At 42.4% G+C, this 13,887-nt stretch carries 14 protein-coding genes; 8 read left to right on the forward strand and 6 right to left on the reverse strand.

Going from position 1 to position 13,887, the window contains the following annotated elements; genetic code table 11:
* Positions 1 to 2: 2 nt before the first annotated feature.
* Complete coding sequence (locus tag AXF23_RS12540; protein WP_089366455.1) at positions 3 to 605, reverse strand: 50S ribosomal protein L25/general stress protein Ctc; 603 nt, start codon at positions 603 to 605, stop codon at positions 3 to 5.
* Between the two features lie 262 nt (positions 606 to 867).
* Here AXF23_RS12540 and nusB point away from each other — a divergent pair, with 262 nt between their 5' ends.
* From nusB to AXF23_RS12565, 5 genes are all read left to right on the forward strand, one after another.
* Complete coding sequence (gene nusB / locus AXF23_RS12545) at positions 868 to 1,941, forward strand: transcription antitermination factor NusB (RefSeq protein ID WP_107625532.1); 1,074 nt, start codon at positions 868 to 870, stop codon at positions 1,939 to 1,941.
* A gap of 157 nt (positions 1,942 to 2,098) precedes the next feature.
* The gene (gene yajC, locus AXF23_RS12550; RefSeq protein ID WP_107625533.1) at positions 2,099 to 2,428 is read left to right on the forward strand and encodes a preprotein translocase subunit YajC; all 330 of its coding nucleotides are present in this window, start codon (positions 2,099 to 2,101) and stop codon (positions 2,426 to 2,428) included.
* Between the two features lie 35 nt (positions 2,429 to 2,463).
* Positions 2,464 to 3,474 carry a CdaR family protein gene (locus tag AXF23_RS12555; protein WP_107625534.1) on the forward strand — a complete coding sequence of 337 codons (1,011 nt, stop codon included), beginning with the start codon at positions 2,464 to 2,466 and terminating at the stop codon, positions 3,472 to 3,474.
* Positions 3,471 to 4,034, forward strand: coding sequence for a dephospho-CoA kinase (gene coaE / locus AXF23_RS12560; RefSeq protein WP_107625535.1), 564 nt, complete (start codon positions 3,471 to 3,473; stop codon positions 4,032 to 4,034). Before AXF23_RS12555 ends, coaE begins: the two co-directional genes overlap by 4 nt.
* A 27-nt stretch (positions 4,035 to 4,061) precedes the next feature.
* Positions 4,062 to 4,499: a DUF5606 family protein gene (locus AXF23_RS12565; RefSeq protein ID WP_009011539.1), complete on the forward strand. Its 438-nt coding sequence runs from the start codon at positions 4,062 to 4,064 to the stop codon at positions 4,497 to 4,499.
* 95 nt (positions 4,500 to 4,594) lie between these two features.
* On the opposite strand, the gene AXF23_RS12570 is transcribed toward AXF23_RS12565, so the two are convergent.
* Positions 4,595 to 5,425 (reverse strand): DUF4846 domain-containing protein, encoded by an 831-nt coding sequence (locus AXF23_RS12570; protein ID WP_107625893.1) that lies wholly within the window; start codon positions 5,423 to 5,425, stop codon positions 4,595 to 4,597.
* Positions 5,426 to 5,944: 519 nt separating this feature from the next.
* Positions 5,945 to 6,352, reverse strand: coding sequence for an Hsp20/alpha crystallin family protein (locus AXF23_RS12575; protein WP_009011541.1), 408 nt, complete (start codon positions 6,350 to 6,352; stop codon positions 5,945 to 5,947).
* A 310-nt stretch (positions 6,353 to 6,662) separates the two neighbouring features.
* Here AXF23_RS12575 and AXF23_RS12580 point away from each other — a divergent pair, with 310 nt between their 5' ends.
* Positions 6,663 to 9,506, forward strand: coding sequence for a choice-of-anchor J domain-containing protein (locus AXF23_RS12580; RefSeq protein ID WP_107625536.1), 2,844 nt, complete (start codon positions 6,663 to 6,665; stop codon positions 9,504 to 9,506).
* Between the two features lie 127 nt (positions 9,507 to 9,633).
* Here the strand turns inward: AXF23_RS12580 and AXF23_RS12585 are convergent, their stop codons facing one another.
* Both AXF23_RS12585 and AXF23_RS12590 read right to left on the reverse strand, forming a co-directional pair.
* A complete protein-coding gene (locus AXF23_RS12585) occupies positions 9,634 to 9,975 on the reverse strand; it encodes a DUF488 domain-containing protein (protein ID WP_107625537.1) in 342 nt (113 codons plus the stop codon).
* A gap of 4 nt (positions 9,976 to 9,979) precedes the next feature.
* Positions 9,980 to 10,504 carry a hemerythrin domain-containing protein gene (locus tag AXF23_RS12590; protein ID WP_089366449.1) on the reverse strand — a complete coding sequence of 175 codons (525 nt, stop codon included), beginning with the start codon at positions 10,502 to 10,504 and terminating at the stop codon, positions 9,980 to 9,982.
* A gap of 142 nt (positions 10,505 to 10,646) precedes the next feature.
* On the opposite strand from AXF23_RS12590, the gene AXF23_RS12595 reads away from it, so the two are divergent.
* Both AXF23_RS12595 and AXF23_RS12600 read left to right on the forward strand, forming a co-directional pair.
* Positions 10,647 to 11,318 carry a Crp/Fnr family transcriptional regulator gene (locus tag AXF23_RS12595; RefSeq protein ID WP_089366448.1) on the forward strand — a complete coding sequence of 224 codons (672 nt, stop codon included), beginning with the start codon at positions 10,647 to 10,649 and terminating at the stop codon, positions 11,316 to 11,318.
* A 51-nt stretch (positions 11,319 to 11,369) separates the two neighbouring features.
* A complete protein-coding gene (locus AXF23_RS12600) occupies positions 11,370 to 12,293 on the forward strand; it encodes a calcium/sodium antiporter (protein WP_107625538.1) in 924 nt (307 codons plus the stop codon).
* A 494-nt stretch (positions 12,294 to 12,787) separates the two neighbouring features.
* Here the strand turns inward: AXF23_RS12600 and AXF23_RS12605 are convergent, their stop codons facing one another.
* A complete protein-coding gene (locus AXF23_RS12605; protein ID WP_107625539.1) occupies positions 12,788 to 13,624 on the reverse strand; it encodes a TlpA disulfide reductase family protein in 837 nt (278 codons plus the stop codon).
* Positions 13,625 to 13,887 lie beyond the last annotated feature (263 nt).

Consider the following 13,887-nt stretch of genomic DNA (forward strand, 5'->3'; position numbering starts at 1 on the left):
TACTATGCCTCAGCAGCTGCTGCAGCCTGCGCAGCTTGGATAGAATTACGTGTAGCCTTGATTGAGCAAACTACAACCTCCTTTGGTGTTACCAGCTCAAGACCCTCGAAGCTCAACTCGCCAACCTTGATACTCTTACCAAGACGAAGTTCTGTAACGTTGATGTCGAGGTGCTCAGGAATCTGCTGATAAGGAGCCTTAACGTTAATCTTGCGGATAGAGAGGTTCATACGACCACCATCACGAACACCCTGTGCCAAACCTACGAGCTTAACAGGAACGCCGATAGTGATAGGCTTCTGGTCATTTACCTCATAGAAATCTACGTGAAGCAGTGCATCTGTTACTGGGTGGAACTGAAGCTCTTTGAGAACTGCAGTGTGTCTCTCGCCATCAATAACCAACTCAACAACGTAGATGTGTGGTGTGTAAACCAACTTACGCAACTCTGACATAGGAGCAGTGAAAGAGAATGCTACTGGTTTGCCATCCTGCTGAGCCTCACCATAGAGGTTACATGGGATTAAACCTTCCTTACGGAGCTGCTTAGAAGCTTTCTTTCCAAGGTCTGTACGCTTCTGACCTGATACTTTAATTTCTTTCATAATTGTGTTACTCTAAATTAATATGAACTTTAATTCGCCATCACACACTGAGTGATTAAGGAATTGGAAATCTTTATCTATATCCATAACTTTCAATCCTCAATTTGCAAAAAGCGCTGCAAAGATACCGCTTTTAGCTGGATTAAGCAAGTAATCAATAAAAAAACATAGAAAAAGATAGTAATGTTTGCACGTACGAAGGATTTTTCCTACATTTGCAAAATAAAGTATTCAATACGAAACACAATCTTTAGAAAAGGCAATGATCAATAGGGAATTAATTAGAATTAAGATTGTCCAGTTAACCTATGCATACTATCAGAACGGTAACAGGAATATGGACAATGCTGAAAAGGAGCTACTTTTCAGCTTGGCGAAAGCGTATGATCTCTACAATTACCTCTTGGCTTTAATCGTATCCATAACTCAAGAGGAGCGTCATCGTGTGGAGATTGCTGCGAATCGTGCTACCCGTGAGGGGACAGAGGCTCCCTCAAGTCGTTTTGTAGATAATAAATTCGCTCTTCAGTTGGAGGAGAATAAGCAGCTAAACCTGTTCATGGAATCACAGAAACGCCGTTGGGAAGATGACATGGAGGCTGTTCGTAAACTCTGCGACCAGATAGAACAGAGTACAATCTACCAAGAGTACATGAATGGTGATGATGATTCATACGAAGCCGACCGTGAGGTATGGCGTAAGATATATCGTACGCTAATACAGGAGAACCCTGACTTGGATGTAGTCTTGGAGGAGAAGAGCCTTTATTGGAATGATGATAAGGAGGTTGTTGATACCTTTGTTATCAAGACTATCAAGCGTTTTGACCCAGCTAATGGTGCTGATCAGGAGCTTCTACCGGAGTATCGCGACGAAGAAGACCGTGATTTCGCTCTTAAGCTATTCCGTTCGACAATCCTCAATGCCAACGACTATCAGCGTTACATGAGTGAGTCAAGTCGTAATTGGGATTTCTCTCGTTTGGCGTATATGGATGTTGTCATCATGCAGATAGCCATTGCAGAGATGTTGACATTCCCCAATATACCAGTGACGGTAACGATCAACGAGTATGTTGACTTAGCTAAGTTATATAGTACACCACGTAGTGGCGGATATATCAACGGTATGCTTGATACGATAGCACGTCATCTCATACAGACTGGTATGATGATGAAGACGATGCCAGAGCCTCGCCCTCGTCATCCTCATAATGAACGTCAAGACAATAGGGCTACTCGTCGTGAAGGTCGTCGCCCTACGATTGCGCAAATTTCTGCTCAGCGTGTTGCTAATCGTCAGCAACAAGAGCCAGAACAGGCTGTAGAGGAATAAGGAGTTAGCGTATAGAGAGAATAACAATAAGCATTGATAAGAATGCGAAACTCATGTGAATGGTTCTCATATACATTATGATAGCTACCAAAGGAGTAGGTCCAGCTGTTTACTCTCTCTTACTTATTACATTATAGAATATAATAACTGATAAATAATGAATACAACATTAATCCTCGCAGCTCAGGCTGCAAATCAAGGTAGTCCAATGCCTATGATTATCATGATGGTCGCTATCTTTGCCATCATGTGGTTCTTCATGATTCGTCCACAACAGAAGAAGCAGAAGGAAATTCGTGCTTTTCAGAATGCGCTCTCAGTAGGTGATTCTGTTGTAACTGGTGGTGGAATCTATGGAACAGTAAAGCATATTGATATGACAACCAATAAGGTTGAAGTCGAAATAGCACGTGGTGTTGTTATCACTGTTGATAAGAACTACGTATTTGCAAACGTACAGGCTTCTCAGCAGGGACAGTCTAAGTAAGACCTTATTGATAGAGAAAAGAAGGAAAGGATTTGATGAAAACAAGCAAATCGCTTCGTACATTCAGTACCTTCAGGAGCTTCTTATTGAGGATATTCAATAAGGAGTTTCTGATTTTTTTGTTCTTCTTGGTATTGAGTGGAGGTTTTTGGTTGATTATGACACTGAACGAGACTTATGAACGAGAGTTCAGTATCTCACTTCGCATGACGGGAGTTCCTCGTAATGTGGTCATCACCAGCGACCTTGATTCCGTTGTTCGCTTTACCGTGCGAGACAAGGGTTATATGATAGCTTTTTATGGACTTGATGATACTTTCCATCCTCTTTACATCGATTATAGGGCATACAGTGATGGTAGAAGCCGAGGAGAAGTACCCGTTGCCGACCTCCAGCGTCAGATTAATCTTCAACTTTCCAAGAGTTCAAAGATAACTTCTGTTAAAAACGGTAAGTTCACTTTCTCTTTTAACTTTGGTCGTCATAAGAAGGTTCCAGTACGTCTTTTAGGTACAGTAACGCCAGGTGATAACTATTATCTTGCACGTGTCGATTTCTATCCAGACAGTGTACAGGTCTACGCAGCACGTAGTGTGTTGGATAGCATCCAAACTGTCTATACGGAGCGGCAGCATATAAGTAACTTTACTGACGTTAAGGAATTGACAGTCGACCTCAGAAAGTTCACCGATGCTAAGTGTATTCCTTCCAAGGTGAGGATGAAGCTTTATCCAGACGTACTTACTGAAGAGAGTGTTGAGGTACCTATTGAGGCGATTAACATGCCAGAAAATAAGGTGATGCGTACCTTCCCAAGCAAGGTAAAAGTCAACTTTGTGGTAGGAGCCTACCGTATGCAGTCTATGCCAAAGAATGCTGAGACGAAAGAGCTACTCCCTGTCGGGTTCCGAGTTGTAGTCAACTACGAAGAGATAGAGAAGAGTAATAGCGATAAATGTCCTATCTATGTGATTAGTTCACCTAATGGTGTACGCAATGTTCGACTGGCCATCAATAGGGTTGATTATCTTATCGAGCAACGATGATTATAGCATTAACAGGTGGAATTGGTAGTGGAAAGTCTTACGTCTGTAAGCTTCTTGCAGAGCGAGGTATCTCTGTTTACGATTGTGATGCGCATGCAAAGGAGTTGATGCGCACCTCTCAGTCCTTACAGCAGCAGCTCTCCACACTTATTGGTGACGATGTGTTCCGTGATGGAGTGTTACAGAAAAGCATCCTTGCGGCCTATCTCCTTCGTAGCGAAGACCATGTACAAGCTGTAAATGCTATCATTCATCCTGCTGTTGCTCACGACTTTGAGCAGTCTGGGCAAACATGGTTAGAGAGTGCTATCCTTTTCGATAGTGGTTTTGACAAGCGCACTCATATAGATAAGGTAGTATGCGTCACAGCTCCAGAAGACATTCGTATTCATCGAGTGATGGTACGTGATGGTATTAGTAGGGACAAAACCCTTGAGTGGATAGCACGTCAGCTACCGCAGGAGGAAGTGTTACGACGTAGTGATTATGAAATCATCAATGATGGCATACGTCCTCTCGCTCCGCAGGTAGACCATCTGCTTTCCGTTATTTCAGAATGATTAAATTATAAACAAGAATAAATTAAAATGTTACAGACAATTCTTTCAATCGCAGGTAAGCCAGGTCTTTATAAGTTGGTGAGCCGTGGTAAAATGAATCTTATCGTTGAGTCACTCGATGAAACACACAAGCGTCAGCCAGCATTTGGCTCAGACCGTGTGACAAGTCTTGCTGATATCGCTATGTTCACAGAGTCTGATGATGTCCCATTGGGTGAGGTGTTGGCAAAGGTACGCGACAAGGAGGAGGGCAAAGTGGCTTCTCTTAACTGGCGTAAGGCTTCTGCTAAGGAGTTGCAGGACTACTTCGCAGAGGTTCTCCCTGACTTCGATCGCGACCGTGTACACTCAAGTGACATCAAGAAGCTCCTCCAGTGGTATGAAATCCTCGTTAAAGCAGGTATTACAAACTTTGAGGAAGACATGAAACCAACCGAGGGCGATAACGTTGATGACAGAAAGTAAGATTGCTTTCAAGTCAGAATACAAACAAACAAAAGCACTGTGAGTTCGCTCGCAGTGCTTTTAATTTTTCTATTCTAAGCTGTATCGAATGCTAATTAGAAGTGTTTAGCATAATTACCACGGAAGTACCAGTTTGGAGTCTCAAGGTATTTTACCTGTGGATCGATACAGAACCACTGATTGAAAATCTCTATTTCTTGTGCAGGCGTATATCCTTGTGCAAGTAGGTAGACGGCTTCTCCCTTCTTGTTGACAGCTTTGTCTACGACAATAACGGTGTGTCCAGGATGACCACCATTGATAATCACATCACCAACCTGCAGTTCTTTACCCGTGACGTTGGCTAATTCCTTCTCAAGAGAGGCTGTTCCAGCATACGTGAAGACGAGATTTAGATATTTGCGGAATGTCTTGTAGGAATAGTCTGGTCCTGTGTCTTTGCTATACGAGCATCGCCAAGTCCTTTTGTCAATATGGATTCGTTCGCCTTTAGCCCACCGGATGTAATCAGCTCGAAACCCATTGGTGAAGTTAAAATGGATTTTATCATACTGCTTTGTCCTCCAAAGCCATAAAGCTCTGAGGAAGATAACAGCATCAGCACACTGTTCTACCTCCCCATGACCAAAGTCGATGTCAACAACCGCACCTGCGTAGTTCTTTCGTTTGATGCTACCATTATAATAATGTAAGTCACTTCCCACAGGTTTCAATGGCAGATGCCGTAGGAAATAACCGAATGTTCCCTCTGTTAGTTTTACTTTTTCGTAGCCAGGTGGTGGGGCCAAGCGTTGTTGATTACCCATGGTTGTCTGTTCGACAGTAGATGGTTTTTCTGTAGGCTGCTGTATCTGTCCATTGGTTTTCCCCGTGCAAGAGAGTAGAAACGTAGCCAGTAAGAAAGTGATTGTATAGGTAGTCTTCATCATTATCTTTGTACGAGTTTATTTTATTCTGGTACAAATATAAGGATAAATAACCAACTTGTCAAGTGTTTATCTTAAAAAACTATACTCTTTCCTATTGTTTTTAAGGAAGATAATAGTGGCTTTCTTTCGTCCTTCTCACCTACTTCTATATATGTTAAGTTTACTTTTTCAAGGCTGAAAGGAAGTTATCATCGAATTATTTTCATGAGTGGAAATATTTATTTACGTGACAAGAAATATTTTTTTTCATGAAAGAAAATATTTTTTTTCATGAAAATAATTTGTAAGAGGAGTTCTTTCAATGTGGGGAGAGGTTGTTTGCTGGGGTGGTTTCATTCGTATTTTGAGTGCATGATAGATAGCCAGTTGAGTCGTAAAAGCTAATGTATAGACACGAAAAAGCCCCCAAACACATTCCGTCCGGGGGCATATTCACCAATAACTAACCTATTTCATCAAGGTTCCTCAGCTTAACGCATCAGAACGACAACCTTTCATCAGGGGTACAGTGAGTATTTAGCCCACTGTGATCTGGCGTGCAACCTTCTGCTCCTCTACCTGAATCTTAGGCAAAGTAATGGTGAGCACTCCGTTTGCAACACGTGCTGCGATACTGTCCTTCTGAACATCATCAGGCAAGATCAGTGTCTGCTCATACTTACTATATGCGAACTCGCGACGGAGGTAATGAGCCTTCTGCTCGTTCTCCTCAGCTTTCTTTTCCATCTTAATGGTCAAGTCACCATCGCTGTTAATGTTCACATCAAAGTCTTCTTTGCTCAGACCCGGTGCTGCAAGTTCAACAACATAATCCTTCTCAGACTCCAGTACGTTGATAGCTGGTGCTGTTGGATTAGCCTTAGGCATATTTGTAGTGTTCAAAAAGTCATTGAAAACCTCTGGTAACCATGAATTTCTATACATATCTTAATCTCCTTTACTTTTGTTTGTTTATTAATGTTTTGTACCAACTAATATGCAATGAGCGTACCATTAACGCCTTTATGACATCTTGTCGGTTGTGACTGACAAATTGACTCATAGGCCTTATTGGTCCTATTGGACTAATAAGCCTAATAGTACCACCATTTGCTTATAATTAATGAGAGCTTATACACCTTTTAGTTTAGATTGGTATTATTATAAGTCAAAAGTCAAATAAAATGTAACAAAACTTTGTTTGTATGTGAATAATTCCTATATTTGCAGTATGTTAATCAATAATTAGATGTCAATGAAGCATTTTTACTTATCTGCAAAACTGTTTGTAAGTCTTTGTTTAGTTGGTTTTACAAACACGTTGTATGCACAAAATGGTATCTCTCGATCGGTTAGTCATGCAAGTCAACTTACTGCTGAACAAGCAACGGTAGAGTTGTTGGAGGACCCTTATTTCTATTCTTTTAATAATGGTAAGCCTGCACAGTGGGAGACAGCAGGAACGGTTACACAGCTGAAGGCTGGGGATAGATACAGTAGTGACACGGGTTTCGGTATAGGAATAATGACTGCATCAGATGCTGAAGGCTATCTGAAGCAGGTGATAGACCTCAAACGTACTGGGAAGGAAGTCGCTGAAGGCGACGAGTTGGAGTGTTTGATACATTATTGTACGATGGAGAGTAGTCGCACGGAGGGGCCTTTCCGTCTTGCTCTGCGCTGGTTAGACGCTGCAGGGAATGAAGTTGAGTCTAATGAAAAAGCCTTTATCCATAACCCAGAGGTCTATTTCGGTCGCATGAAGGCGTATGGCGAATTGAAATTCCGTACCGTTTGTCCGGCTGGGGCAGTACGTTTAGAATTCTCACTCTTGGTAGCTCCAGGAAGTCAAGTTCGTATGGATGATTTCAGTGTGTTACGTTTGTCAGACAGAGACAAGACTCCACTCGTTGCCATTCTTCCACAGTATCGTACGATGACAGGAGAGGTGGGACAAGCAAAGTCGTTCCCAGTAGCCTTACAAGGTATGCATCTTGCAGCTGAGCAGGTGCCTAATTTCTCTGGTAGTCAGTCGTCTTCTGTAATGCAATTAGATGTAGAGAAGCTACCAAAGAACGGTACACTAAAAGCCAATCTAACGATTACACCGCAGACAGCAGGTGTCTATGTGGGTGGTAATACCTATAAACTCCGTTTCTCAGGAGCTGATGAAGAGAATAGTGGAATGCTCAGTTTGACAGGATACTTTAAGAAGGCTGGTACTACTCCGACGATTAAACTAAAGTCTGGACAGGCTCGTGAGATGAGTGCTGCGCCAGGAAAGACGGACGAGCAGACACTTGAGTTCGAGATTAATGATGTCATTACGAATGTGAACCTTGCGCTGAAACATGGCGTAAACACTCCCTTCCGTATAGATAAAAGTCAATATTACTATGCAACAAGGACAGGAAAACTTTATCAGAGTCCTGTAAAGGTGACCTTTGCACCACGTGAGGCAGGGGTATATGAGGCCGAGTTGAGGGTGTCAAGTGTCTTGGTTGACACCTTGGTCATAAAGCTCAAGGGCGTCTCACAGGTAGCAGCTACAGCCGACTTAGTAGAGAAATTCACTGCAGACCGTGCTATGGACAGTCGCTTTACGGGTGCTGCATGGAAGGGATATCATAAGTTCGACTTAGGTTATTGGAAACTTAATGGTAATTGGAACAGTGCAAGTAATGTCACGTTGACGGCAAAGGATACGCTTTATTACGATGAGTTGGTTGCCGATGGAGTCAATACACTGCAGTTGTCACCAGTAGGTAGTGCTGCAAAGTGTACTGCTGAATATTCTGTAGATGGTGGTGGGCATTGGAGTTCAGTTGGTGCAGCTGATGTTGACGGCAAGTTTGTTGTGGGAACTCATCGTCCTACACTCGTGCGTTTTATCACCTCTGAGCCTGTAGAGCTGCAGGGGGTGACCATTAATCCGAATGCAGCAGAGGCACGTAAGACATACGATAAGATAGAAGACGCTATGTTGAAAGGAGCTGACAGTGAGCCGTTAGCAGTGTTAGATGAGACCTTCTCAGGTTTGCGTCATACACGTATCCTTGGCTTGAAGGGTTGGCAGAATCTTACAGTACGTGGTGAACGCCCATTCTATGCATGGCAACAGAAGAATGCTGACCAGAGCGTTGTAGAGAACGAGGTGGCACAGATTTCTTTCTTAAAGTATGGGGTTGTGGACAAACGTGAGCATGAGAGTTGGCTTATCTCTCCAACACTTTCTTATAAGAAAGCACAAAGCAAGGACCTTACTTTCAGTGTGATGTATCGCAATCAGACGACTAATGGTGAGGAACAGTTCGGCTTCTATATCATTACAGAGAAGGACGGTAAGGCTACACCTTATTATATAGACCTATCAGCATACGTCCCAGCAGGCGTCAAACTTGAGCCTGATATGTGGTTTGACTATCGTATAGACTTGTCTAAGGTAGAGGGACTAACCATTGATGATAAGTTCCATGTGGCCTTTTCATATTATAGTCCAGTAGGTGGGAATGAGACCTCCTTGAACTTTATGATAGATGATGTTACCTTCGGACGTACTGACCTTCCAGAGCTAAGTGTTGATAATGACTTCATTAAGTTTGTGTTTCGTTCAGGACAGGAGATGACACCTCAACCACTTAATATATATAGTGATCGTACGACAGCACCTGTGACTATCACCTTGACTCCTTCTACTCAGAAGAAATACTTTAAACTTTCACATGAGAAGTTACCCCTTGAAGGTGGGGCGATGGCCGTAGGTTTTAAGAGTAATGACTCAAAGACACACGCTGCCGCACTACTTATCCAAACGCGTGGAGCAGAGCCTATCATCGTGAAGTTGCTTGCACAGCCTGTCACGGATGGTATCAGCAATGTTACGAGTGGTAGTGATGATAGTCTGATACCCGTTGTTAACGGTACAGAACTGACTGTTAACGGTACGTATCAGACGTATCAGCTTTTCTCAACAGACGGGAGTCTCTTGCAGCAAGGCAGTTATCAGCAGCGTATAGACCTGTCTGGTGTTCAGTCAAAAGTTCTCATCTTGAAACTTAACACAGGCAAAGACGTAAGGACATTCACCTTAAAGCGTTAAGGACTAACCTCTGACATAGAGAATGTGGATGTCAGATGGTGAAAAAGAGAAAGGGGATAGACGATGATGTCTGTCCCCTTTATTTTTGTTACTTCTCTTTTGTTCTTTTGCGTTATAGGGCAAATGCTTACTTTGTTTCAAGCAGATGCTGCAGAACAACAGCGTTGTTATGTTCTTCATCATGGGCCGCAAAGAGCAAAGTAGCGTTAGGATGATCCTTAATAGCACTACGTAGTTCGTCTAAGGCACCGCTCTCTTCTAATTCAGCCTGATAACGTTTAGAGAACTCAGGGAAGCGTTCTGGGTCATGCCCGAACCACTTACGCAAGTCATTACTTGGTGCAACCAACTTCAGCCAGAGATCGATTTTCGCCTTATCCTTACTGATACCTCTTGGCCATAGGCGGTCGACGAGGATTCGATAACCGTCGGTATCTTCTACCGGAGCGTAAGCACGTTTGATTTTCATTGTTTTATTCTAACATTAATGCCCTTGGGAATATGATTTCATTTTCTACATAGACATGCTCAAGGAGATTGTCACGGAACTGACGGAGGTCGGCAAGGGCCTGTACATATTCTGGTTCAGCACCTTCTGGAGCAGTGTAGTCGTTTGTCAGTTCTGCTATTCGTTCATGCCGTTCAAGCTCCTCACTATGGTCAGCCATCATCGCATTGATAGGAAACTGAATAGAACCACAGTGGAAAGGAGCGTGTTCTTGGCCATACTCTGCAGCGTTGAAGATGTCGATAATGTATGGAAAGAGAATATTCTCCTCTTTCTGACAGTGCATATCAAGGTCGGCAACACTATTGCGAAAGTGGTCTGCTACACGATTCAGTTCTGGGTGACTGCCTGCAAGAGCGTTTAGTCTTACAGCGAGGTCCTCTCCCTTTCTGCGTATGTTACGATGATGGAATTTCAGAACGTAGTCTACGAGTAGGTCAAGGTCCCATGACTGGAATGGAATTGTGGTTTGAAATGATGTTTGTGCCATTATTATTCTATTTATCTTGTTCGTTTAATACGATTGCAAATGTAATCATTATCAAGCAGAAACGAGGGTAACAAATGTGTCCAACATGAATTAAATAAAGTTAAATCTATAGGAATAACAAGAAACTTCGTAACTTTGTAACATGGAAGACAAAGTAATGAAAGCACTCCGTTCCTGTCCGCTTTTTGCAGGAATGAGTGAGATAGAGATAGACCTGACGTTAGGTAACGTTAGTCACCAGCTTGTTTCGCTACCTTCGCATGAGGTATATGCCTTGGCAGGTATGCCCTGCAAGTATGTAGACATCGTGGTGACAGGTAGGCTTGTATGCCGTATGGCTGCACTCTCAGGCAAGCAGGTTGAGGTAAGTCGACTACATAGTGGCAATATGGTAGCTCCTGCTTTCATCTTTTCAAAGGATAGGAGTCTACCAGTGAGTGTCGAGACAGATGGGAAGGTACAGCTGTTTCGTATGCGTCCAGAGGAGTTGAAGCGGCTCATTGATGTCGATGATGTTATTCGAATGAACTTTATTCGTATTCTTTCAAACATCGACGTGTTCTTAACACAGAAGATGAAGATACTTAGCCTGTTCACTGTTCGTGAGAAGGTGGCTTATCTTCTGATGGAGCGTGCTGGAGAGCAGGGTAGCAATGAGGTACATCTTGAGCGGTCACGGCAGGAGATAGCCGACTCGTTTGGCATTCAGAAGTTCTCTTTGCTACGTGTTCTGTCCGACTTTGAGAAGGAGGGTGCGATAGAAATCGACGGTAGGAACATTAAAATACTTGACCGTCGTAAGATGTTAAAATGACGAGTGCTATTCCTTAGGTTTGTTTTTAGTTATTCAATATAGTACGATTTAATGATACTAAATATTCTTTTTATAGTCATCGGGATAGTCCTTGTGTTGTGGGGAGCTGACCGACTGACAGATGGGGCAGTGGCTGTTGCGGAGAAGATGAAGATGCCGCAGATTGTTATTGGGCTGACCATTGTTGCAATGGGGACAAGTATGCCAGAGTTCTGTGTGAGTCTTATCTCTGCTTTGAAAGGTACATCCGACCTTGCAGTGGGTAATATTGTTGGTTCAAATATCTTCAATACGCTGCTTATAGTTGGTGTGTCAGCCTTGGTGGCACCAATGTCTATTATGAAGACAACGGTACGGAAGGATATTCCCTTTGCACTTGTTGCCTCTGCTTTACTATTGATAATGTGTCTTGACGGGGATATTAGTAGGATTGATGCAGCTATTCTCTTTGTGATGTTCCTTATCTTTATGTATATAACCCTTCGAGGAGCAAAGGTGCAAGGGACTGATGTAGAGGAAAAAGAAAAGAAGTCGATGGCCACTTGGCTGTCTGTTGTATGGATTCTTGTTGGGCTGGCTTGTTTGATAGGAGGTAGTAATCTGTTTGTTGATGGTGCTACAGCAGTGGCAACAAAGCTTGGTGTGTCGGAGGCAGTTATCGGTCTGACGATTGTTGCAGGAGGAACTTCTCTCCCTGAACTGGCTACAAGTGTTGTGTCAGCTCGCAAAGGGAATAGTGGTATAGCGATAGGTAACGTACTCGGTTCGAATGTGTTTAATATCCTTGCTATCCTTGGTCTTACGGGCGTGATAAGTCCAATGACATTAAAGGGAATTACGATGACCGACCTTTCCATGATGGTTATCTCCATCATCCTTATATGGCTCTTTTCGTTTACGAAATATAAGATTGAGCGATGGGAAGGTGCTATACTGACGGCAGTGTTTGTGGGGTATATCTATTCCTTGCTCTAATAGCATCTTTAACTCTGCCTCGGAAGGCTTTTTCTGAACTAAAGCAACGACGGAACTGTTGAAGGGAGCGTTGCTTGTCCTTATTTAGTATGGTCTGATGGACTTATTGTTTAGAGGTAAGTTGTTGATGTTTCGCTATATTGATGGTGATTATGCTGGAAGGTCTTTACCCTTTCTTACATACGTACGCAGACTTAGCACGTGTGGTGCTGACTACTAAATACTTTGTAATGTGTTGTTAGGAAGAGATGAATATATAGTGAGGAACGAGTGATACAATCCTCTACTTAACAATACTTATCGGTTAGATAAAAACGCAATAATACTAAAAGAACCCTATCTAAACTCATAAGTAGAGTTAGATAGGGTTCTTTCTTATATTAATAAGGTTGTAATTTCTCGGAGTGTGTAATAGGAACTCATATCCCCTCAAAAGGGAGCTTGAATATTCTCAGGCAATGCCTCTTATTCAGTAATTCCTTTTTACAGTCTCTTTATTTCAATTTCTCAGCCAGTACCTCCTGTAGTTTATTCTCTCTAAGGTCCATTGCCACAATCTTACCCTGTGGGTCAATGAGGATGTTAGAAGGAATACTACGGATGCCATAAACGGCAGCTGCAGCTGACTCCCAGCCTTTAAGGTCGGACATCTGAGGCCAAGTCATACCTAACTTCTCTACTGCTGCAGACCATTGTAGCTTCTTACTGTCGAAGCTAACACCAATAATCTCTAAGCCTTTATCCTTGAAACGCTTGTAAGCCTCAACGACATTTGGCATTTCCTTACGGCAAGGACCACACCAGCTTGCCCAGAAGTCAACCAATACATACTTACCTTTACCTACCCATTGGCTCAGTTTAACCTGCTTGCCATTGAGGTCTTCCATGGTAAGATCCTTATACATTGAACCAGGTTGACGTAATTTGTAAGATTCAAAGAGTTGCTTTGGTTTGGCCATCTCAGGCTCATTATAATAGCCTGTCTTTGGGTCGCAAAGGTCTTTTAGTTCGTCATATTCAACGTCATACATCACCTGTGCAATATATTTTGCAGGGAACTTTGTGTCTTTGAATTTCTTTGCTATCTCTAAGACAGCATTCTTCTGTGCGCTACCAAGCGAATCTGCTTTAGCGATAATCTCGCTAATCTTTGCCTTCTCAGCCTCGGTGAGGGTTGAAGGATCTTTCTTTCCGAATGCCTGATAGTCAGCTTCAAGTTTCTTAAACTGCGCCTCTATTTGAGACATCTTCTCCTCGTATGGCTTGGTGTCTTGTGCATTAGCGGTGAAGACAGCCGTAGCTAACATTGATATTAAAATAATCTTCTTCATAATTAATTATTCTTTGATAAGACTACAAAAGTACTGATTTTCTGCTTATCACCATGAATAATTATGTTTTTTTATGCGTTTACCCTCGCTTTATGCGTAAAGTGATATATTAGGCGAGCATGAAAAATAGTTGATCATACGGTTTATTCGGTTATAGTAAATTAAATTTCAGAAATATAAACACGACTGGTTAATATATGTCTTAAATACTTTAATCTATAAAAGTTATGTAAATGTACTCGAAAAAGAATGACATAAAGTTG

The organism is Prevotella sp. oral taxon 313, assembly GCF_003043935.1.
Classification (GTDB): domain Bacteria; phylum Bacteroidota; class Bacteroidia; order Bacteroidales; family Bacteroidaceae; genus Prevotella; species Prevotella jejuni.

Coding starts and splice junctions, on each gene's coding strand:
- AXF23_RS12590 (WP_089366449.1), bottom strand. CDS start 10,504: ATGGCACAAACATCATTTCAAACCACAATTCCATTCCAGTCATGGGAC.
- AXF23_RS12580 (WP_107625536.1), top strand. CDS start 6,663: ATGAAGCATTTTTACTTATCTGCAAAACTGTTTGTAAGTCTTTGTTTA.
- AXF23_RS12605 (WP_107625539.1), bottom strand. CDS start 13,624: ATGAAGAAGATTATTTTAATATCAATGTTAGCTACGGCTGTCTTCACC.
- AXF23_RS12565 (WP_009011539.1), top strand. CDS start 4,062: ATGTTACAGACAATTCTTTCAATCGCAGGTAAGCCAGGTCTTTATAAG.
- AXF23_RS12555 (WP_107625534.1), top strand. CDS start 2,464: ATGAAAACAAGCAAATCGCTTCGTACATTCAGTACCTTCAGGAGCTTC.
- AXF23_RS12540 (WP_089366455.1), bottom strand. CDS start 605: ATGAAAGAAATTAAAGTATCAGGTCAGAAGCGTACAGACCTTGGAAAG.
- yajC (WP_107625533.1), top strand. CDS start 2,099: ATGAATACAACATTAATCCTCGCAGCTCAGGCTGCAAATCAAGGTAGT.
- coaE (WP_107625535.1), top strand. CDS start 3,471: ATGATTATAGCATTAACAGGTGGAATTGGTAGTGGAAAGTCTTACGTC.
- nusB (WP_107625532.1), top strand. CDS start 868: ATGATCAATAGGGAATTAATTAGAATTAAGATTGTCCAGTTAACCTAT.
- AXF23_RS12570 (WP_107625893.1), bottom strand. CDS start 5,425: ATGAAGACTACCTATACAATCACTTTCTTACTGGCTACGTTTCTACTC.
- AXF23_RS12600 (WP_107625538.1), top strand. CDS start 11,370: ATGATACTAAATATTCTTTTTATAGTCATCGGGATAGTCCTTGTGTTG.
- AXF23_RS12575 (WP_009011541.1), bottom strand. CDS start 6,352: ATGTATAGAAATTCATGGTTACCAGAGGTTTTCAATGACTTTTTGAAC.
- AXF23_RS12595 (WP_089366448.1), top strand. CDS start 10,647: ATGGAAGACAAAGTAATGAAAGCACTCCGTTCCTGTCCGCTTTTTGCA.
- AXF23_RS12585 (WP_107625537.1), bottom strand. CDS start 9,975: ATGAAAATCAAACGTGCTTACGCTCCGGTAGAAGATACCGACGGTTAT.